The organism is Telluria aromaticivorans, assembly GCF_013003915.1.
Taxonomy (GTDB): Bacteria; Pseudomonadota; Gammaproteobacteria; order Burkholderiales; family Burkholderiaceae_D; genus Telluria; species Telluria aromaticivorans.
Map to the genome: position 1 here is coordinate 16,510 of NZ_JABAIV010000007.1, position 21,528 is coordinate 38,037.

General features: G+C 63.2%; 14 protein-coding genes and 2 tRNA genes. 7 read left to right on the forward strand and 9 right to left on the reverse strand.

Annotation, left to right across the window (positions count from 1 at the left end):
- Positions 1-157 precede the first annotated feature (157 nt).
- Complete coding sequence (locus HGB41_RS17705; protein ID WP_171086875.1) at positions 158-883, reverse strand: LbetaH domain-containing protein; 726 nt, start codon at positions 881-883, stop codon at positions 158-160.
- Between the two features lie 349 nt (positions 884-1,232).
- Between HGB41_RS17705 and uvrA the strand changes: the two genes are divergently transcribed.
- The gene (gene uvrA, locus HGB41_RS17710; RefSeq protein WP_171086877.1) at positions 1,233-4,100 is read left to right on the forward strand and encodes an excinuclease ABC subunit UvrA; all 2,868 of its coding nucleotides are present in this window, start codon (positions 1,233-1,235) and stop codon (positions 4,098-4,100) included.
- 311 nt (positions 4,101-4,411) lie between these two features.
- On the opposite strand, the gene HGB41_RS17715 is transcribed toward uvrA, so the two are convergent.
- Positions 4,412-6,265 (reverse strand): phosphoenolpyruvate carboxykinase (GTP), encoded by a 1,854-nt coding sequence (locus tag HGB41_RS17715; protein ID WP_171086879.1) that lies wholly within the window; start codon positions 6,263-6,265, stop codon positions 4,412-4,414.
- A 336-nt stretch (positions 6,266-6,601) separates the two neighbouring features.
- On the opposite strand from HGB41_RS17715, the gene HGB41_RS17720 reads away from it, so the two are divergent.
- Positions 6,602-7,594, forward strand: a complete 993-nt coding sequence (locus HGB41_RS17720; RefSeq protein WP_171086880.1) for a D-2-hydroxyacid dehydrogenase family protein — start codon at positions 6,602-6,604, stop codon at positions 7,592-7,594.
- A gap of 228 nt (positions 7,595-7,822) precedes the next feature.
- Here the strand turns inward: HGB41_RS17720 and HGB41_RS17725 are convergent, their stop codons facing one another.
- Complete coding sequence (locus HGB41_RS17725) at positions 7,823-8,578, reverse strand: L-asparaginase (protein ID WP_171086882.1); 756 nt, start codon at positions 8,576-8,578, stop codon at positions 7,823-7,825.
- Positions 8,579-8,714: 136 nt separating this feature from the next.
- Here HGB41_RS17725 and HGB41_RS17730 point away from each other — a divergent pair, with 136 nt between their 5' ends.
- Complete coding sequence (locus HGB41_RS17730; RefSeq protein WP_171086884.1) at positions 8,715-9,200, forward strand: asparaginase domain-containing protein; 486 nt, start codon at positions 8,715-8,717, stop codon at positions 9,198-9,200.
- A gap of 158 nt (positions 9,201-9,358) precedes the next feature.
- On the opposite strand, the gene HGB41_RS17735 is transcribed toward HGB41_RS17730, so the two are convergent.
- The 5 genes from HGB41_RS17735 to HGB41_RS17755 form a co-directional block, all read right to left on the reverse strand.
- The gene (locus HGB41_RS17735; RefSeq protein ID WP_171086886.1) at positions 9,359-10,255 is read right to left on the reverse strand and encodes a recombination-associated protein RdgC; all 897 of its coding nucleotides are present in this window, start codon (positions 10,253-10,255) and stop codon (positions 9,359-9,361) included.
- 75 nt (positions 10,256-10,330) lie between these two features.
- Positions 10,331-11,443 carry a DNA polymerase IV gene (dinB, locus tag HGB41_RS17740; protein ID WP_171086894.1) on the reverse strand — a complete coding sequence of 371 codons (1,113 nt, stop codon included), beginning with the start codon at positions 11,441-11,443 and terminating at the stop codon, positions 10,331-10,333.
- Positions 11,444-11,734: 291 nt separating this feature from the next.
- Positions 11,735-13,519 carry a S8 family peptidase gene (locus HGB41_RS17745; RefSeq protein WP_171086895.1) on the reverse strand — a complete coding sequence of 595 codons (1,785 nt, stop codon included), beginning with the start codon at positions 13,517-13,519 and terminating at the stop codon, positions 11,735-11,737.
- Positions 13,520-13,896: 377 nt separating this feature from the next.
- Positions 13,897-16,116: a TonB-dependent receptor gene (locus HGB41_RS17750; protein ID WP_171086897.1), complete on the reverse strand. Its 2,220-nt coding sequence runs from the start codon at positions 16,114-16,116 to the stop codon at positions 13,897-13,899.
- A gap of 208 nt (positions 16,117-16,324) precedes the next feature.
- A complete protein-coding gene (locus HGB41_RS17755; RefSeq protein ID WP_171086899.1) occupies positions 16,325-17,593 on the reverse strand; it encodes a glycerate kinase type-2 family protein in 1,269 nt (422 codons plus the stop codon).
- Between the two features lie 187 nt (positions 17,594-17,780).
- Between HGB41_RS17755 and HGB41_RS17760 the strand changes: the two genes are divergently transcribed.
- Positions 17,781-17,856, forward strand: a tRNA-Val gene (locus HGB41_RS17760).
- Between the two features lie 44 nt (positions 17,857-17,900).
- Positions 17,901-17,977 (forward strand) — tRNA-Asp (locus tag HGB41_RS17765).
- Between the two features lie 495 nt (positions 17,978-18,472).
- On the opposite strand, the gene HGB41_RS23765 is transcribed toward HGB41_RS17765, so the two are convergent.
- Entirely contained in the window at positions 18,473-19,630 is a 1,158-nt protein-coding gene (locus tag HGB41_RS23765) for a GGDEF domain-containing protein (protein WP_171086901.1), read from the reverse strand.
- 246 nt (positions 19,631-19,876) lie between these two features.
- Between HGB41_RS23765 and HGB41_RS17775 the strand changes: the two genes are divergently transcribed.
- Together HGB41_RS17775 and HGB41_RS17780 are read left to right on the forward strand one after the other, a co-directional pair.
- On the forward strand, positions 19,877-20,362 hold the full coding sequence (locus HGB41_RS17775; protein ID WP_371868546.1) for a cyclic nucleotide-binding domain-containing protein: 486 nt from the start codon (positions 19,877-19,879) through the stop codon (positions 20,360-20,362).
- Positions 20,323-21,522 (forward strand): AI-2E family transporter, encoded by a 1,200-nt coding sequence (locus HGB41_RS17780; protein WP_171086903.1) that lies wholly within the window; start codon positions 20,323-20,325, stop codon positions 21,520-21,522. The genes HGB41_RS17775 and HGB41_RS17780 overlap by 40 nt, the downstream gene beginning before the upstream one ends.
- Positions 21,523-21,528 lie beyond the last annotated feature (6 nt).

The following is a 21,528-nucleotide window of genomic DNA, read 5'->3' on the forward strand; positions in this document are numbered from 1 at the left end:
TGCGTGCTTCTAAGCGTCAGGGAACGAGGTAGTTCAGCTCACTATTATGGGGCCGTTGAGCAGGAACCGAAAGTGCTTTTTCGTGCTGCACCAGCACACGAATTCAGACCCGATGCGGGCTGATTGGTGCCCGCCCAGGCTGCGATCAATGTCAAGTTCAGGACTGCGGGCCGTGCTGCGCTTCGTAGTCGAGGCGGCTGGCCTTGAGCCTGGCGATGGTGGCCAGGGCCTGGCCTTCGTCGGCTGTCATGTCTTCGAGGAACATGGCGTTATTGTCGCGAATCCAGGCCAGCGGCATATCCCACCAGGCAAGGTCCAGCAAGGCCGCGCGCACGGCTTCAGGGAAGCGATAACGGATCAGCTTGGCCGGTGAACCGGCATAGATGCCATAAGGTTCGGAGCGGAAGTTGGGAGGCAGCAGCGAGCGGGCGCCGATGATGCAGCCGTTTTCGATGATGCCGCCGCCGAGCATCATGGCTTCGTCGCCGATCCACACGTCGTTCTTGATCACCGAATCCGCATACTGCGGCGGCGGCGCGTTGCGCAGCCCCATGCCGGCGATCGAAAACATGTAGGTCGAGATCGTCCGGCTCTCATGCTGGCCGTTGAGCAGGAAGCGCAGGCGCAGGCCGCCGGCCACGAAGCGTCCCACCGCCAGGCCCTGCTGCCCGGCATCGTATTTGACGAGCGAGCCGACGCCGAAGCTCGAGCAGCGGCCGATGTAGAAATGGCCATGCTGTGCTTCCTGGTCGAGCCAGTCGCGGAAAAAATCGTGCGGGATCATGCTCATGCCGCCGCTGGCATAGCCCATCACCGTGAATTGCCCGGCCCAGGGATGGTTTTCCTGGACCCCGTTGAAGTCGTCTTCAGTCTGGATTTGCATAAGGTGCTTTCGATGTGAGCACTACAGTCTGTAGTGGCGAAATATTTGCCCAAAACCAATATTTTACTATCGAGATGCCTGCCTACCTGCCCAGGGAGGGCGTCGACTTGCACTGTACCGAAAAAAAGATGCGATTATTGCCGAGTGAACTATTGAACTGGCAGCCAGACACATCAGATACCCTCATCGACCCCACCAGAAGTATCCTGGCGGCACAAAAGTGCTGGATGCATGTACAGCCTTTCTAAAAACGCGCTACACTAATGGGTTCCCCCCTGATTGGCCCGCTCACCGCGACAGTTTCTTGTGCGCCGGCCCCGCAAACTTATTGAAAGCCTCCAAAAACCTAATGGAAGAAATTCGTATCCGCGGTGCTCGTACGCACAACCTGAAGAACATCAATCTCAACCTTCCGCGTAACAAGCTGATCGTCATTACCGGCCTGTCCGGTTCCGGCAAGTCTTCGCTTGCCTTCGACACCTTGTACGCCGAAGGCCAGCGCCGCTATGTCGAATCGCTGTCAGCCTATGCGCGCCAGTTCCTGCAGCTGATGGAAAAGCCCGACGTCGACCTGATCGAGGGCCTGTCGCCGGCGATCTCGATCGAGCAGAAAGCGACTTCGCACAATCCGCGTTCGACCGTCGGCACAGTCACCGAGATCCACGACTACCTGCGCCTGCTGTATGCGCGCGTCGGCACGCCTTATTGCCCGCAGCACCCGCACCAGCCCCTCGCCGCCCAGACCGTCTCCCAGATGGTCGATGCCGTGCTGGCGATGCCGGAAGGGACCAAGCTGATGATCCTGGCGCCGACCGTGGCCAACCGCAAGGGCGAGCACACCGACCTGTTCCAGGCGATGCAGGCCCAGGGCTTCGTGCGCTTCCGCGTCGCCAGCGGCGTCAACCCGGCCAAGATCTACGAGATCGACGAGCTGCCGAAGCTGAAGAAAACCGAGAAGCACACCATCGACGTCGTCATCGACCGCGTGAAAGTGAATTCGGAGATCAAGCAGCGCCTGGCCGAAAGCTTCGAGACCGCACTGCGCCTGGCCGACGGCCGCGCCGTGGCTTATGAAATGGAGACCGAGAACGAAACGGTCTTCTCGAACAAGTTCGCCTGTAATGTCTGCGGCTACTCGCTGCAGGAGCTGGAACCGCGCCTGTTCTCGTTCAACAACCCGATGGGCGCCTGCCAGGAATGCGACGGCCTCGGCCATATCGAATTCTTCGATCCGAAGCGGATCGTGGCCTTCCCGCACCTGTCGCTCGCCTCCGGCGCCGTGAAGGGCTGGGACCGCCGTAACCAGTTTTATTACCAGATGCTGCAGAACCTGGCATCGCACTACGAGTTCGACCTCGACAAGCCCTTCGACACGCTGCCGTCGACCGCGCAGGACGCGGTGCTGTTCGGTTCGGGCAAGACCTCGATCCCGTTCAGCTACGTCAACGAGCGTGGCCGCACCGTGATCCGCGAGCATACCTTCGAAGGCGTGGTCAACAACCTGCAGCGGCGCTACCGCGAGACCGATTCGATGGCGGTCAAGGAAGAACTGGCCAAGTTCATCAACGAAAAGAAGTGCCCGTCCTGCGAAGGAGCGCGCCTGCGCACCGAAGCGCGTTTCGTCAAGATTGGCCAGGGCGAGCAGCAGCGCGCGATCTATGAAGTGTCCGACAAGCCGCTGCGCGATACGCTGGCCTTCTTCGAGACGCTGGAACTCGTCGGCGCCAAGAAAGAGATCGCCGAGCGCGTGATCAAGGAAATCATCGCGCGCCTGAAGTTCCTGAACAACGTCGGCCTCGATTACCTGTCGCTCGACCGCAGCGCCGATACCCTGTCCGGCGGCGAGGCCCAGCGCATCCGCCTGGCCTCGCAGATCGGCTCGGGCCTGACCGGCGTGATGTACGTGCTCGACGAACCCTCGATCGGCCTGCACCAGCGCGACAACGACCGCCTGATCGGCACCCTGAAGCACCTGCGCGACATCGGCAACAGCGTGCTGGTGGTCGAGCACGACGAAGACGCGATCCGTACCGCCGACTACATCGTCGACATGGGTCCGGGCGCGGGCGTGCACGGTGGGCAGATCATCGCCGAGGGCACGCTCGAGCAGATCATGAAGAACGAGCACTCGATCACCGCCCAGTACCTGGACGGCCGCCGCAAGATCGCCGTGCCGAAGAAGCGCACCAAGATGGATCCGGCGCGCCAGCTGGTGATCACCGGCGCCAAGGGCAACAACCTCAAGAACGTGACGCTCACGCTGCCGGTCGGCCTGATGACCTGCATCAGCGGGGTCTCGGGTTCGGGCAAGTCGACCCTGATCAACGACACGCTCTACCCGGCGCTGTCGCGCCACCTGTATGGTTCGCAGACCGAGCCGGCCGAGCACGAAGCGATCCACGGCCTGGAACACTTCGACAAGGTGATCTCGGTCGACCAGGCGCCGATCGGCCGCACCCCGCGTTCGAACCCGGCGACCTACACCGGCCTGTTCACGCCGATCCGCGACCTGTTCGCGACAGTGCCGACTGCCAAGGAACGTGGTTATTCGGCGGGCCGCTTCTCGTTCAACGTCAAGGGCGGCCGCTGCGAAGCCTGCCAGGGCGATGGCGTGATCAAGGTCGAGATGCACTTCCTGCCGGACGTCTACGTGCCTTGCGACGTCTGCCACGGCAAGCGCTACAACCGCGAAACGCTCGAGGTGCACTACAAGGGCAAGAGCATCACCGAAGTGCTGGACATGACGGTGGAAGACGCGCACGAGTTCTTCAAGCCGGTGCCGGTGATCGCACGCAAGCTGCAGACCCTGCTCGACGTGGGCCTCGGCTACATCAAGCTGGGCCAGAGCGCGACCACGCTGTCGGGCGGCGAGGCGCAGCGCGTGAAACTGTCGCTGGAACTGTCCAAGCGCGATACCGGGCGTACGCTGTACATCCTGGACGAGCCGACCACCGGCCTGCACTTCGCCGATATCGACCTGCTGCTCAAAGTCATCCACCGCCTGCGCGACCAGGGCAATACGCTCGCCATCATCGAGCACAACCTGGACGTCATCAAGACGGCGGACTGGGTGGTCGACCTGGGGCCGGAAGGCGGCGCCGGGGGTGGCCTGATCGTGGCAAGCGGCACGCCGGAGGATGTGGCAAAGAACAAGGCCAGCGCGACGGGGAAGTATTTGAAGCCGTTGTTGAAGGTGAAGGCGGCTGATACCGTTTAATTGAATCGGTAGCCCCAAGACCGTCGTCCCGGCGCAGGCCGGGATCCGAGTTCGTTGCGTACTTACTGCGTTAAACGTTTGCGGTTTGCATAGAAATTGGATTCCGGCCGGAACCCAAGTTCGTCGCGCTCCACTTGCTTCACCCGTCAGTGATAGGCCCAAAAAATCAGGTTCCGGCCTACGCCGGAAGTCATTGCCCCCAGTGGGGGGAATGACGGTTTTGAAGGTGGTGGTACCAAATAAAAAAGGGGCAGCGCCATCAGGCACCGCCCCTTCTTCTATTTTTCTATGCCGCCATCAGGCGGCATCCATCAGCCCAGCTGCTTCTCCAGCCTGGCCTTGGTCTCCACCAGTTCCTGCGGCAGGCGGTAGGCCAGCTTGTCGAACAGCTCGCTGTGCAGCTTCAGCTCTTCAACCCAGGCGTCCTTGTCGATCGAGGTGATCTGCTCGAACTGCGCTTCGGTGAAATCGATGCCTTCCCAGTTCAGGTCACCGTACGACGGCGAGCTGCCGAACAGGTGGGCGTTGCCGGCCGGGACGCTGTCGTCGGCGCGGTCGAGGATCCACTTCAGCACGCGCATGTTGTCGCCGTAGCCGGGCCACACGAAGCTGCCCTTGTCGTCGGTGCGGAACCAGTTAACGCAGAAGATCTTCGGCTGGGCGGCCTGCACTTTCTTGCCCATGTCGAGCCAGTGCTGGAAGTAGTCGCTCATGTTGTAGCCGATGAAAGGCAGCATCGCGAACGGATCGCGGCGTACGATGCCCATCTGGCCGGCGGCGGCGGCGGTGGTTTCCGAACCCATGGTGGCGGCCATGTAGACGCCTTCGACCCAGTTGTTGGCTTCGGTCACCAGCGGCACGGTGGTCGAGCGGCGGCCGCCAAAGATGAAGGCCGAGATCGGCACGCCGGCCGGGTCGTCCCAGGCCTGGTCGATAACCGGGTTCTGGGTCGCGGCGACGGTGAAGCGCGCGTTCGGGTGGGCCGCCTTGGTACCAAGCGCCGGGGTCCAGTCCTTGCCCTGCCAGTCGACCAGGTGCGCAGGCAGCTCCTTGGTCATGCCTTCCCACCACACATCGCCATCGTCGGTCAGCGCCACGTTGGTGAAGATGACGTTCTCGCGTAGCGAGGCCATGCAGTTCGGGTTGGTCTTGTCGTTGGTGCCCGGGGCCACGCCGAAATAGCCGGCTTCCGGGTTGATCGCGACCAGCTGGCCATCCGGGCCCGGCTTGATCCAGGCGATGTCGTCGCCGATGGTCGTGACCTTCCAGCCGTCAAACGCGGCAGGCGGGATCAGCATGGCGAAATTGGTCTTGCCGCAGGCCGAAGGGAAAGCGGCCGCGATGTATTTCTTGTCGCCTTTTGGCGATTCGACGCCCAGGATCAGCATGTGCTCGGCCAGCCAGCCGGTGCCGCCGGCTTGCGCTTCCTGGTAGCCCATGTTCGAAGCGATGCGCAGCGCAAAGCACTTCTTGCCCAGCAGCGCATTGCCGCCATAGCCCGAACCGAAGGACCAGATCTCGCGGCTTTCCGGATAGTGGACGATGTATTTGGTGGCATTGCACGGCCATGGCACGTCTTGCTGGCCGGCAGACAGCGGCATGCCGACGGTGTGCACGCAGGGCACGAATGCACCATCGGTACCGAGCACGTCGTATACGGCCTTGCCCATGCGCGTCATGATGCGCATGTTGACCGCGACATAAGGCGAATCGGACAGCTCGACGCCGATGTGGGCGATCGGCGAACCCAGCGGGCCCATCGAGAACGGCACCACGTACAGCGTGCGGCCAGCCATGCAGCCGTCGAACAGGCCGTTCAGGGTGCGGCGCATCTCGGCCGGGTCCATCCAGTTATTGGTCGGGCCGGCCTGCTCCTTGGTGGCGGCGCAGATATAAGTGCGGTCTTCGACGCGGGCGACGTCGGTTGGGTCGGACCAGGCCAGGTAGGAGTTCGGGCGCTTTGCCGGGTTCAGCTTCTTCATGGTGCCGGCGTCGACCATTTGGGCGCACAGGCGGTCGTACTCTTCTTCGGAACCGTCGCACCAGTAGATGCTGTCAGGCTTGGTCAGGGCGGCAATATCGGCCACCCAATTGATAAGCTGCTGGTGCTTGATGTAAGCTGGAACGTTCAAAGCGGCGACGCCGCCCATCACGGGCTGGTTCATAGATACCTCCAATGCCAATTAAGAATACTGTCTGTCCCGGCACGCTCGGTGCGCCCGTCTGGCCGTGCCCTGGTGGCATGTCGCTCCAGCGGAGCGCGGCGTTTACGGCGGTCGTGTCGACGGTCTCCAAGGAAGGCCGGGAACTGTGCTGCTGGGCCGACACGAGCGTGTCAGCCCTCAATTAATTGGCCGATTGTACACCCCTAAAACCGGGATTCATGGCCTCCTACTACAAAAAAGTAGCAGATAATGACCGACTAATGTAGTAGGCTATTCCCCATCTTTTTAGAACCTGTTATTTCGCTACGCGACAAACATTAAACGGAAGAAACACTCATGCGAATAGCTGTTCTCGACGATTACCAGGACGCCGTGCGCGGCTTGGCATGCTTCCGGCTTCTCGACGGGCACGAGGTCAAAGTGTTCACGCACCCGACCCGCGGGCTGGGGCAACTGGCGCTCCGGCTGGCGCCCTACGATGCGCTGGTGCTGATCCGCGAACGCACCGCCTTCCCTGCTGCGCTGCTGGCAAGGCTGCCGAACCTGAAGCTGATTTCGCAGACCGGTAAGGTCAGCGGCCATATCGACGTCGCTGCCGCAAGCGAACACGGCATCGCCATCGCGGAGGGAATCGGCTCGCCGGTGGCGCCGTCCGAGCTGACCTGGGCGCTGATCATGGCGGCCAGCCGCAAGATCGTGCCCTATGCGAACAACCTGAAGGACGGCCTGTGGCAGACCGCGTCGACCAACCCGGTGCTCAACGGCCTGGGCCGGTCGCTGCGCGGACGTACGCTTGCGATCTGGGGTTACGGCAAGATCGGGCAGCTGGTTGCCGGCTATGCGCGCGCCTTCGGGATGCGGGTACTGGTGTGGGGAAGCGAAGCGAGCCGGCAGGCCGCCGTGCTCGATGGCTTCGACGCAGCTGCATCGCGCGAGGCCTTGTTTGCACAGGCGGACGTCTTGAGCCTGCATTTGCGGCTGGGCGAAGCGACCCGCGGGATCGTCAAGCCGGAAGACCTGGCGCGCATGAAGCCGGATGCCTTGTTCGTCAACACGAGCCGGGCGGAACTGGTCGAAGAAGGGGCGCTGGAACAGGCTTTGCGCTCAGGCCGGCCGGGCAGCGCGGCGCTGGACGTATTCGCCAGCGAGCCGCTGCGGGCGGATTCGCCGCTGCTGCGCATTCCGACCGTGCTGGCAACGCCGCACCTGGGGTATGTGGAGCAGGACAGCTACGAGATTTATTTCCAGACGGCGTTCGAGAACGTCGTGCGGTTTGCACAGGGGCAGCCGGATAATATTTTGAATCCGGAGGCGGTGGGGAAGCGGTGAAAGGAGCGCTAGGGATGATGCGACGAACTTGGGGGGAGTGATGCCAGTGGCATCATTCCCGCCTTCGCCGGGACGACGGTCTTTAAGCGACTATAAAAATGATGCAGTCACCTTGCCCCGCTATCCTCAAAACCGTCGTACGCGCCACTGGCGCCTACGACTTCCGGCGAAGGCCGGAACCTAATTTTTGCGAAAAGTTAGTAGCTGCACGCGAGCGCAGCGAGCCAATCAGCGCAACTCCGGCTCCCCCGTAAAACTCACCTTCGGCTCCGGCATCACATGCCTGCCCGTCCACAAACCGGCCCAGCCCGGCGGCCAGCCGATCGCCGGCCCCGCATACGGCTGCAGCCCGGCCCTTACCGGCACCACCGGCACCGGCGGCGCTTCGACCAGCCCGCCGCCCGCGGGCCGCTCCATGTTCAGGCTGTACATATACCCCGGCAGCAGCACATCGCACACCTGCGCGAACCAGGCCGTGTGATCTTCGTCGCGTCCCAGCGCCTGCGCCAGGCCTTGCGGGTCGAATTTTGCCAGCGCATGGATCAGCTCGTCCGTCGTCGCGCCCGGCAAATCGCCCCAGCCCATCACCGGATTGTTGTTGTACTCGGCGCCCGAGCCGTACCAGCCTTCGCGCCAGGTACGCTGCATCCAGTTGCGCGGGCCGGTGAACAAATGCCAGCGCCAGTGCAGCCCCGAGGGCTTGGGCCACGAGTACAGGTAGAGCTTCTGGTAGCCGGCCTTGTGCAGCGCGCGCACCATGTCCATCAGGCGCGCGTGCGGCATGCGGTCCGGCGGGGCGCGGCGGAACAGGATCGGCTCGCCGTCGGCGTGCTGCACTTCGTCGCTCGACAGGTTCAGGTCGAGGGCGCGCGCTTCGCTGCCGAAACGCGCCGAAATCCAGCCGGTCAGCAGGTTGACGTGGGTGATCACGCCATAGCCGCGATGGCGGTGGAAGATGACGGTGCCCGGTGCGACGGCTTTCATGGAATCTACTGAAAAGAGGAAATGAAGAGAGTAGTGTACTCAACCAATCCGACTGATTCTAGCGCAGTCACATACAGATACACCACGGTTTGCGGCTATCATTACCCACCTTTTTTCAGCACGTGGACAAATCAACATGACCTTGCGCATCATCGCCACCGGCGGCACTTTCGACAAACACTATAACGAACTCAATGGCGTGCTCGGCTTTGCCGAGAGCCACTTGCCGGCAGTCATCGCCCGCTCACGCATGACGATTCCGGTCGCGCTCGACGTGCTGCCGCTGCTCGACTCGCTCGACATGCAGGACCCGGACCGCCAGCGCGTGCTGGCCTCCTGCCAGGCGGCGCCAGAAAAAGCCATCGTCATCATCCACGGCACCGACACCATGCGCGAAACCGCCGCCGTGCTCGGCGCTGCGGGGCTCGGCCAGACCATCGTGCTGACCGGCGCCATGATTCCTTACGAGATCGCGAATTCGGATGCGCTGTTCAACCTGGGGCTGGCTTGCGGTGTCGCGCAGGTCTTGCCGGCCGGGGTGTATGTGGCGATGAATGGCCAGGTTTTCCCGTGGGATAACGTTACCAAGAACCGCGCCGAAGGCGTGTTCCAGCAGTTGTAGAGTAGTAGGGGGCGCAGTGAGATTGCGCGTCAAAACACGCACGGTTTGAACGCGCGGGCGGGAGACCCGCCCACCCTACAAACCCGTAGGGTGGGCAAGTTTCTTGCCCACGCGGTGATAGTTAGCGCCGGATTGACTGCAAGGGCGCCGCTATCTGATCAGGCCTTGGCTTCGCCGCCCAGCGCCTCGACCACATCCGCCATCAGCTTGGCCAGCTCACCCGTCATCAGCATGATGTCGTTATCGAAACGCTCATCATCGCTATAGGTCACGGCTTCGCCTTCTTTAATAACGTCGAGCGGCTTGATGCCCTTGATCGCCATCGATTCGGTCAGCACGAAGCTGATGCGGTCGGTCCAGGTCATGGCCAGGCGGGTGCACTGCTTGCCGGCGGCGATGTGGCGGCGGATGTCGTCCGGTTCCAGCGTGTGCTTCACGTAGCGCACTGCCGCGCGGCTTTCGCCGGTGGCGCGCAGTTCGGTGTCCTGGTCGATCGTGAAGCCGTATGGCGCTTCGTCCGCTTCCAGCCAGCCGGTCATCACGGCCACCGGCGAACGCTGCACGCGCAGCGATTCGAGCGGCATGCGGTCGACTGCCTTGAGCAGCAGCTTGATGACGTCGTCCGCCTTCGACGGGCTGGCGGCATCGACCACCAGCCAGCCGTTGACCGGGTCGATCCAGACCCAGACATTGCTGCGGATCGAGAAGGCGCGCGGCAGCAGCTCGTCGGCGACGCGCTCCTTCAGTTCCTTCATCGCCTTCTTACCCGGCGGGAAGCCCTGCTGCTCTTCCATCTCGGCGGCCTTGGCCTTCGCAACCTGGTTGATGACCGACGACGGCAGCAGCTTCTTCTCGGTACCGAGCATCATCAGCATCTGCTTGTTGACGACGTGCACCAGCTTGCCGTTGGCGCGCGGCGAATCCCAGCCCTGGCGCAGCAATTCATTGCTGCTCGCAGGAGAAAACGCCTGCGACTGGAGCGCTTCTTCCATCTGTTCTGGGGTGAATGCCCACGGAGCGGGCAGGCGATAAATCTGGAGATTCTTGAACCACATAGCTGTTATCCGATTGTTTCAGTATTTCAAGGGAACGACATTCTACGCTGCCGTTGCCGGCAACGAGTACGAGAATTATTCTGTTGACGAGCCGTCAACAATGCTGGCGATCGCGGCCGGGGCCGCGTCATCGAACAGCCGCAATTGCTCGACCGTCTCGGTGTCGCCCAGGCGCACGCCGACGCCCAGCAGGCGCACCGGGCGGCTTGCGCGGGCCCAGCCGGTTTCCATCAGGCGCGCATAGGTCGGGATATGTGGCGCATAGCCAACACACTCCACCGTCGTCTGCTGGAAGTCCGAGAACTTGATCTTCACGAACAGCTTGTTGATGAATTTTTCCGCCTTGTTGCGCTTGATCCGGCCCAGCAGGTGCTCGTGCAATTCCGGCAGCAGCTTCAGGCAGGCGGCCAGGTCAGGCACGTCGGGCGTATAGGTTTCTTCGGTGCTGATCGACTTGCGTTCGCGCGAGGTATTCACTTCGCGCACGTCGATACCGCGGCACAAGTCATATAAACGGGCGCCGAAACTGCCGAAGTGCTCTTGCAGCCGCTCCATGCTCCAGCTGCGCATGTCGGCGCAGGTCTGCAGGCCGAGCCGGTGCATCTTGTCGGCCGTGACCTTGCCCACGCCATGCAGCTTCTTCACCGGCAGTGCCGCGACGAAGGCATCCACCTCCTCCGGGCGCACCAGGAAGAGGCCGTCCGGCTTGTTCCAGTCGCTGGCGATCTTGGCCACGAACTTGTTTGGCGCCACGCCGGCCGAGGCCGTGATGCCGACGGTCTCGAATATGCGCTGCCGGATTTCCTGCGCGATCAGGGTGGCGCTGCCCTTGCACTGGGTGGCATTGCTCACGTCCAAGTAGGCTTCATCGAGCGACAGCGGCTCGACCAGCTCGGTGTAGTCGCGGTAGATGTCCATGATCTGGGTGGAGGCAAGGCGGTATTTGTCCATTGCCGGCGGGATCACTACCAGGTGCGGGCACAGCTTCATGGCCTGGGCCGTCGCCATCGCCGAATGGATGCCGAAGCGGCGCGCCTCGTAGTTGCAGGTGGCGATCACCCCGCGCTGGTCGGGCCGGCCGCCGACCGCCAGCGGACGCCCGCGCAGCGATGGATCGTCGCGCATCTCGACCGAGGCGTAGAAACAGTCGCAATCGCAGTGGATGATTTTACGGAGCGGGGCGTTCACACGTCAGGGTCGACTACTGTAATTGCATACAGTATCCGTTGAATGTGGAGTTTACGCAATACGTAGGGTGGGCGGCTCCGCCGGCCGCGCGTTCAACCACTGCTGGAATAGCCAATTCGCGTCATCTCACCATGTTGTTGAACGCGTGGGCAAGGAACTTGCCCACCCTACGGTTCGCGGCAAAATTGAGCGCAACAATCCTAACCGCAAAAAAAGAACGCGCGGCAAGCCGCGCGTTTCCGGATGAAGACGGCGCAGCGGAGCCGCGCCGTATCGTCCTTATCGAAACGATTACCAGGTCATTTTCAGCGTGTACTTGCCGTTGGTCGCACCGGTGCCGCCGCTGTAGTACACCACGCGGACGTAGCGGGTGGCGGTAGTGCTGCCGGTGTTGGCCGAGCTGTAGCTGTCGACGGCGCCGGCGCCGTTTTCGCTCTTGCCCAGCAGCGTGCCTGCGCTGTTGTACACGAACAGGTCGTAGTCGGCGGTGCTCAGGCCTGGGGTCAGGACCGAGCTCAGCGTCTTGCCGGCTGGCAGGTCGACACGGAAGTAATCGGTGTCGGACGAGCTGGCCATGGTGCCGTTCACGGTGGTGCCCGAGGTCGTGATCATGCTGGCGGTACCGGTCGTGTTATTCGACTCGACTTCAGCGATGGTTGGGCCTGGAGGCGGGGTCGTGCCCAGCGCAGCATTGACGGCCGCGGTTGCGTCCACGATACCGGTGCCGCAACCCGAGCAGGTCGCCGGGAAGGCGCGTGCGCTCGACTTCAGCATGCTTTCGATGTTGTCCGGGGTGAGCGTAGGCTTGGCAGCGAACATCAGTGCCGCCACGCCGGCCACGTGTGGGGTCGCCATCGAGGTGCCCTGGTAGCCTGCGTAGTTGTCGGCGCCCGGGGTGCTGGTGCCGGCGTTCAGGGTCGAGATGACGCTGAAGCTGCCATCGCCGCCTGGCGCTGCGACGTCGACCAGGGTGCCGTAGTTGGAGTACGACGCACGGCCGCCGGTCTTGCCGGTTGCTGCCACGGCAATGACGCCCGAGCAGTTCGCCGGGCTGGCGTTGCTGACGTTCATGTTGTCGTTACCAGCTGCTACCACCACTACCGAGCCGCGCGAGCGGGCGCCGTTGATGGCAGTCTGGGTAGTTGCATCGCAGGCGCCGGTACCGCCCAGCGACATGTTCAGGACCTTGGCCGGATTGGCGTTGGCCGGGGCCCCCGACACGGTGCCGCCCGACGACCAGGTGATCGCGTCGGCGATGTCCGAGGTGTAGCCGCCGCACTTGCCGAGCACGCGCACCGGCACGATCTTGGCGTTGTACGCCACGCCGGCCACGCCCAGGCTGTTGTTGGTCTTGGCGGCAACGGTGCCGGCCACGTGGGTACCATGCCAGCTCGAGCCCGATGCCGGGGAACCCGTACCGCACTCACCAGCTGCAACCCAGTCGCCCGGATCGGTCGGGTCGCTGTCGCGGCCGTTGCCGTCATTGCCGATGGCAGCGGTGCTGATGAAGTCATAGCCGGCCAGCTGCTGGCCGCTCAGGTCGGCGTGCGGGCGCGAGCCGGTATCGATCACGGCCACGATGACGCCAGTGCCGGTGGACTTGTCCCAGGCGGTCGGAAGGCGCAGGCCGCCGACCGAGTCGGTGTAGTGCCACTGCTGGGCATACATCGGGTCGTTCGCCGTCGCCATGTGGGTCATGATGCGGTCAGGCTCGGCGTATTCGATGGTCGAATCGCGCGCCATCATTTCGGCGGCCAGCTTTTCTACTTCCTTCAAACCCTTGCGGCCGTTGAGCTTGAACACTTTGGCGCCGGTGGCGATGTCGTGGCTTTCGCTGACCAGCATGCCGAATTCCTGGCCGGCTCGGTCGAGCTTGGCCTTGCGGTCGGCGCCCAGGGCAAGCTTCTTGGCTGCGCCCTTGCCTTGAGGGGCGGCATCCTTGTACTTCACGATGATACGGTCTGTCTCCAGGATGAACTTCTGCTCGGCCGCGCCGGCCACGGAGGCGGCGAGGGCGAGCGAAACTGCGGCACACATCTTCAACATTGCAGGATGAATCGAATGCGATTGCTTCATGTTTCTTCCTTTTTGTATAGTTTTCCGTCAAGCGAAATGAGCCTCGCCTGTGTCGTTGTGTAACCGGTGCCTTGCGGCGTTTCCGGTGCCGTCTGAGTGCGGCGAAAACCAGCGTATCGCGAAAGGAAGAGACAGTGCGTGACAATTCGATACAATTTCAGCGTAATAACAACACTGGACAGATCTGATACTGCAGAAACATTTTTTCTTCGGCGAAACGTTAAAAACGTCGAATAACGTATTCCACACTTGTGTTGACACTCTAGAAAAGGTGTTGCCCATAGAAAAAGGCCGCGCATTGCGCGGCCTTCTTTGTCAATACACCAGAGCGTCTGGCAAACCCCTGGGTCATAGGGGAATTGCGGGCGCTCGTACGTTCAGAAGTTGCCCTTGAACTGCATGCCCCATTGGCGCGGCTCATTGGTAAAGCCGGTCAGGTTGTTGAAGTCGATCCCGCCGGTGACGCGGCGCTGGTCGAGCACGTTACGGCCGAAGGCTGCCACTTCATACTTGCCGCCGCCAAAGATGTACCCCAGGCGCAGGCCGCCTTCGGTCAGCGGCGCACCGGTGAACTCGGTCGATTCGTACAGGAAGAAATTGATCTTGCTGCGGTACGACCAGTCGGTGAAGAAGTACAGTTCGCCGTCGCGGAACGGCACGCCATAGCGGGCGGTTGCATTGACCGACCAGCGCGGCGCCTGCGGCAACGCATTGCCGTCGATGACGACGCGGCCAGCCGCATTGACTGGATCGAGCACGGTGCACTGTGCGCAGCGGTTCACCGACAGGCTGCCGTCGCGGATCTGCGTGTAGTTGTAGCTGGCGCCGGCGCTCACGCGCAGGGCGGTCGTGACTGCCGCTTCGAAGTCGAACTCGGCGCCCTTGCCCTTGGTCTTGTCGGCATTGATCAGGCGGTTGACGTTCGAATTGCCGCCGACCACGGTCAGCTGCTGGTCCTTGACGGTGTAGTCATAGATCGAGAACGAGGTGCGTGCGCGGCGCTCGAACAGGTCGGCCTTCACGCCCAGTTCCACCGAGGTGATGGTTTCCGAATCGGCGACGGTGATCGGCACCGATGCCGACGCAGCCGCGATACTCGGGGCGCGGAAGCCAGTGGCGACACGGCCGTACACGTTGACGTCGTTGTTCAGCTTGTAGGTCGCCGACAGGTCCCAGTTGATCTTGTCCTGGTCGGTAGCCACCGAGCCCGGGCCGATCTGCACGACGTTCTGCGCGGTGATGGTGCGGAACTGCTTCTCGTCCCGGGTGTAGCGCACGCCGCCGCGGACCGTCCAGGCCGGGTTGATCGTGTAGTTCAGCGAGGCGAACGCGGCCCAGGCTTCGTTCTGCTGGTTGCTGACCAGGCGCGAGGTGCGGGCGCCGGCATCGTTGAAGTTGTCGCTGCCGCCGGTTGCGTCTTCGTCGAAGAAGTACACGCCTGCCTGCCAGTTCAGCGGGCCGGTGTTCTTCGATTCGACGCGGAATTCCTGGCTGTACTGGTCGAGGTCGGAGATATAGCCGCCGGTCTGGACCTGGAACGGGATGAAGCCCGGACCAGTCGGGGTGCCGCCGTCGATGTCGCCGCGGCTGAAGTAGTCGCTGACGTGCTCGTAGCCGGTGATCGAGAACACACGGAAGTCTTCCAGGTCCCAGCTCAGGCGCAGGTTGGCGCCGTTGCTGTTCAGGCGCTGGAAGTTCTCGGCATTGGTGACGATCTTGTCGAGCTCATAGCCCGGGGCGATCTTGTTGCTGCCGCGTTGCATCAGGTTCGCGCGGAACAGGCGGGCGCTGCCCTTGGTGTTGCGCTGGTGGGCGTTGAACAGTGCGTTGAAGCTGTTGTCCGGGCTGAACAGCACCTGGACGCGCTGGGCGTTCTCATTGTAGCCGTCGAGCTGGCCACGCTTCTGGGTCATTGCCACGTCGCCGAAATTGTCGATGTGGTCGTCGCGGTGCTGGCCGGTGGCCGACACGCGCATGGCCCACTTGTCCGACAGCGGCACGTTCACGGCGCCGTCGGCGTTCATCGTGTAATGGGTCGCCGCCGACAGGTTGTAATAGCCCTCGACCTTGCCCAGCTTCGGACGCTCGGATTCGAACTTGACCACGCCGGCCGGGGTGTTGCGGCCGAACAGGGTGCCCTGCGGGCCGCGCAGCACTTCGACGCTGGCCAGGTCGAAGATCGGGAAGCCCTTGAGGATCGGGTTTTCCTGCACCACGTCGTCATACACCAGCGAGACCGGCTGCGAGGCGAAGGTATTGAAATCGGTATTGCCGTAGCCGCGGATGTAGAAGCGCGGGAAGGTACGGCCATTCGAGGATTCGACGTTCAGGCTCGGCACCTTGCCGGCCAGCAGGCGGATGTCTTCGCCGCCGGAGACCAGCACGTCGAGTTTTTCGCCCTTGAGCGCGGTGACGGACACCGGAACTTCGCGGATGTTTTCAGTGCGGCGCTGGGCCGTCACGGTGACGGTTTGCAGCTCGAGGGCCTGGTTCGACGAGACCGTCTGGGCCTGAACCGGCATCGTTGCGGCAACCAGGGCCAGCGCTGCGCCGTGGGCGCCAAGGACGCGCTTGTGCATCTTGGACATCTTGATCATGGAGTGTTTCCTAACGATTGATGAAAGAACCGATGTCCCCGTTCTTCTAATCGACGCCCTTTCAAGGGGCGCAAGCGGATATGTCCCGCCCTCGGCCGCGCATCTTGGCGATGTCTTCAGCTTGCCGACTTGATAAAGGCGGTATTGTCGGTGATGGATGTTTGCCAATGCAAGCAAATCGCGTCAGGTTGAGGTTTTTTCAACACCGTTACAACACATCCGTCTCGATGACGATGGCGCGCAGGTCGTTTACGTTGGTGCGGGTGGGGCCGGTGACCACCAGCTGGCCGAGCGCGCCGAAGAAGCCATAGCCGTCGTTGTCGAGCAGGCGCACGCGCGCATCCAGGCCCTTCGAGCGGGCCAGCGCCAGCGTGCCGGGCGCCAGCCAGGCGCCGGCATTGTCCTCGGTGCCGTCGATGCCATCGGTGTCCACTGCAATCGCATGCACGCCGGGCAAGCCGTCGAGCGCCACCGCCAGCGCCAGCAGGAATTCGGCATTGCGCCCTCCCCGCCCGCGCCCCCGCACGGTGACGCTGGTTTCGCCGCCGGACAGGATGACGCAGGGCGCCTGCAACGGCTGCCCATGCGCGACGACCTGGCGCGCAATGCTGGCGTGCACCAGTGCGACGTCGCGCGCTTCGCCTTCCATACTCGAGGACAGGATCAGCGGCGTGTAGCCGGCCGCGCGCGCGGCCTCGGCCGCGGCCTCGAGCGCTTGCTGGGCGGTGACGATGACGTGGGTTTCGTTGTGCGCCAGCCGCAGGTCGTCCGCGCGGAGTGTGGCTTGCGGATTGGCCAGCAGCGCACGCACCGCGCTTGACGCGGCAATGCCGTACTTGTCGAGGATGGCAAGTGCGGCATCGCCGCTGCTGCCGTCGGGCACGGTCGGTCCGGAAGCGACCACGGCCGGGTCGTCGCCCGGCACGTCCGACACCACCAGCGTCACCACGCGCGCCGGATAGCAGGCCAGCGCCAGCCGCCCGCCCTTGATGCTGGAGAGGTGGCGCCGCACGCAATTCATTTCGCCGATCGGCGCGCCGCAGCGCAGCAACGCCTCGTTCAGGGCGCGCTTCTCCTCGAAGCTGATGCCGGGCGCCGGCAGCGACATCAGCGCCGAGCCGCCGCCGGACACCAGGCAGAGCACGAGGTCGTCCGGCCCCAGGCTTTCGGCCAGCGCCAGCATGCGGCGAGCGGCGTCTTCTCCGGCAGTATCCGGCACCGGGTGGCCGGCTTCGATCACCTCGACCTGGCGGGTCGGCGCGCCATGGCCATAGCGCGTCACCACCAGCCCTTCGAGCGGCCCCTGCCAGTGACGCTCGACCGCCTCGGCCATGCGCGCCGCCGCCTTGCCGGCGCCCAGCACCACGGTGCGGCCCTTCGGCGGAGGCGGCAGGTGCGGCGCGACCAGGTCATAGGGATCGGCCGCCTTCATCGCGGCGTCGAACAGGCGGTTCAATAACGGATGCGGACCGGTCATGGGCAGGCTCTCCAGGCAAGGGCAAGCATGATCTTTACACAAATTCGCCGTCTGGTAAAAAAATCAATCCGCCGGCTTTTGAATTTTTTTCGAAAAACTCTTGCACACCCCGAATTGCAGCCTCTATAATTCGGGCCTCTTCGGACGCAATGACAAGCGTCAAGTAGAAAACCTCTGAAAGAGTCACGGGCGCTTAGCTCAGTTGGTAGAGCGGATCCCTTACACGGATTAGGTCGGGAGTTCGAGCCTCTCAGCGCCCACCAAGGATTCATTCAGATGGTTGATCGAAGTGCCGATCAGATTAAACGGAGCGGTAGTTCAGTTGGTTAGAATACCGGCCTGTCACGCCGGGGGTCGCGGGTTCGAGTCCCGTCCGCTCCGCCAGCTACAAGAAAAAAGGATCCTTCGGGATCCTTTTTTCTTTTCCGCGCAAGAGTGCTTCCCCTGCGGGAAGCACGGTTTGGGGCTCGAAGGGATTCCCTTGCAAGGGAATCCGCGGCCCGCAGCATGTGGGCGAGTCCCGTCCGCTTCGCCACCTTAAAAGCAAAAGGGTCCGACTTGTCGGACCCTTTTGCTTTTCTATTCAGCGTTTTTGTAGGGTGGGCGGGTCTCCCGCCCACGCGGTGAAAGTTAGGGGATGAGCAGCCGCACGGGCAGAATCACCGTGATTTGAACGCGTGGGCAGAATCTGCCCACCCTACGGTGTAACTCATCAGCGTTTTTGTAGGGTGGGCGGGTCTCCCGCCCACGCGGTGATAGTTAGGGGATGAGCAGCCGCACGGGCAGCATTGCCGTGATTTGAACGCGTGGGCAGAATCTGCCCACCCTACGGTGTAACTGGTCAGCGCTTTTGAAGGGTGGGCGGCGAAGCCGCCCACCCTACGCACACCGCTGCTGCGGGATCCCCGTCTCCACCCGATCCCGCCCCCCGCTCTTGGCCGCATACAGCGCATGATCCGCCCTCGCCAGCGCCGCCCCCAGCGCCTCGTTCGGATCCAGCACCACCATCCCGATACTTACCGTCATCGTATACGCCGCACCGCTGGTGATCACCGTTGCCTCCCGCACCGCCAGCCGCAGGCGTTCCGCGGCCTGCCGCGCCCCGAACAAATCCGTCCCCGGCAACACCGCGGCAAACTCCTCGCCACCGAGCCGCCCCAAGGTTTCATGACCACGCAGCACACCCTTCGCAACCCGTGCGAACACGGCCAGCGCTTCGTCCCCGGTCGCGTGGCCGAAACGGTCGTTGATCTGCTTGAAGTGGTCGATGTCGATCATCACCAGCGCCAGCGGCTGGCGCATGCGCAGTGCCGCCAGCCGCGCCGCTTCGGCACGTTCGAGGAAGGCGTGGCGGTTGGGCAGGCCGGTGAGGCTGTCGGTGGTCGCAAGGCGCGCCATCTCGGCGTCATCCTTCTGCTTGCACAGCAACAGGAAGCCAAAGCCGTTGACGATCATCAGCAGGTAGCCAGCCAGGTAGGCGCCTTCCTGGGCCGCGCGCTGTCCCGCCGACACGTCGCCGCTCAAGCTACTGGCGGCCCACAGCGCCACCGCCACCGCGAACAGGCCGTCGTTGACGCCGATGATCCGCTGCAGCAGCGAAATGCCGTGGCGGCGCGGACGCAGCAGGATCCAGGCCATCGCGGCCGCGAACAGCGACACCATGGCAGCGACCAGCGCAGTCAGGTAGGGCACCGGCGCACCGGCGCTGCCGGCAGCCAGCACCACGGCCAGCGCCAGCGCCGATACTGGCAACAGCACGCGCTGCCAGCGTTCGAAACCGAAAAACACGCAGTAGGCCGCGACTTCGAGCGAGACCGCCAGCACCCAACCGGCGCCCTCGAGTCCGTTCAGGGCGGGTACACTGAGGTAGGGCCGCGACCAGCCCAGCAACTGGCAGACGCCGATGCCGAAGCGCGCCCACATCCACAGGCGCAAGCCGGGATGCGGCCTGCCGCCATGGGTATAGCCGGCCATCAGCACCGCAAAGGCGATATTGCCGATGCCAAGCGCCAACAGGAATGAAGGGATGTCGATCACTGACCGTTCCTTGTGCGGCATCCGCGCCGCAAAGATACTATATTAGCAATACATATTGCCTTGGGGAATTATATTACACTCTTTTCAATATCCCCGTTAACACAATTGAACGAACAGCGGGACAACTGCGTAAAGTGCAACAATCTGCCTGGGCTGCACTCGCACACAGCAGCTTTTTGATGCACAGCAGCAGGGCTTAGGCGATAATCATCCGACAACATATCAACGCACCATGATGGAGCACTCGTGATTTTCGGTTTCCTCAAGCCGCCCAAGATGTCGCCGCGCCTGCACCGCCTCAAGAATTCGGCGCTGTTTTCGGCATTAACGCCGCTGGAGCTGAAGATCGTCGACGGCCTGCTCCACGAGCGCCGCTACCTGACCGACGAAATCGTGTTCGACGAAGGCGAGGAAGGCCAGGCCCTGTACCTGCTCATGAGCGGCAGGGTGGTGATCACCAAGACCCATGCCGGCACCAGCCAGGTGGTTGCCGAGCTCGATCCGGGCGGTTTCTTCGGCGACCTCGCCCTGCTCGACAACTCGCCGCGCAACGCCCAGGCGCGTGCCCTGGAGCCCTGCGAGATGGCCGTGTTCTTCCGTGACGACTTTCTTGGGCTGCTGGAAACCGACGCCGTCATCGGCTACAAGATTTCGCTGGCGCTGGCGCGCCACATTGGCCTGCGCCTGCGCGAATGGATGGGCACCGGACGTCCCCAGCTGGAAGCGCTGTGAACGGCGGCGAGCGCGCCGGGCCGGTCGTCTGGACCGGGATCATTGCGGTAACCTGCTTGCTGGTGCTGGTCGTCCAGCAGGTGCTGTGGCTGGCCCTGCCCTTCATCTTCGGTGCGGTGCTGCACTACATTTTACTGGGACCGATGCAGCGCCTGGTGCGCGCCGGTTTCAGCCGCAACACCGCCGCGCTCATCGTGTGCCTGGTGTTTTTTGCCTTCTTCACGCTGGCCATGACCGCGGCCTTCTCGTGGAGCCGCGGGCCGGAAGAAGATTCGTGGGAAAAGACCATCGGCCTCTACCTCGATGGCGGCGTCGCCTTCGTGCGCAACACGATGGCCCTGCTCGAAGCGAAGTTCCCGCTGCTGGCCGAGATGCACCTGACCTCGCTCGTGAACACGGCCTTCCGCAGCTTTACCGACAACTTCGCCGAAAAGCATCTGGGCGAGATCGTGGTCGGCGTGGCGACCTGGATCCCCTCCCTGCTGCTGGTGCCCTTCCTGACTTTCTTCTTCCTGCGCGACGGCTTGCGCTTCAAGAAATTCCTGGCGCGCGCGGTGCCGAACGCCTACTTTGAACGCGCGCTGAATTTGCTGCACGAAGTCGACCAGACCGCGCGCCGCTACTTCGAAGGCCTGATCAAGCTCACCTTCCTCGACACGGCGGTGCTGGCGCTGGGCCTGTGGGCCATCGGCGTGTCCTCGCCCCTGCTGCTCGGCCTGATCTCGGCGGTGCTGGCCTGGGTGCCCTTCGTGGGCTCGGTGGCCGGCTGCGTGCTGGTGGTGATCGTGGCCTCGACCGATGCACCGGACAATCCCTTCATCGCCTACGGCGCCATCGGCGTGTTCGTGCTGGTGCGCCTGTTAGATGACTTCGTGTTCATGCCGCTGACCCTGGGCCGCAGCCTGCGCGTGCATCCGCTGGTGACGGTGCTGATGATCTTCGCCGGCGGCGCGCTGGCCGGTGTGGTGGGACTGATGCTGGTGCTGCCGCTGCTGGGCGTGGTGATGGTGATCGGCGAGACCACAGGGCGCTTGGTGACCAACCCGCGCCTGCGCGCGCGGCACCGCTATGCGCGCGCGCTGCGCACGAGGCAAGCCAGCGTCGACCTGGATATCGCGCGTGAAAGGCGTGGGGCGCCCACGCCGAACGCGGGGCTCTGACGAATA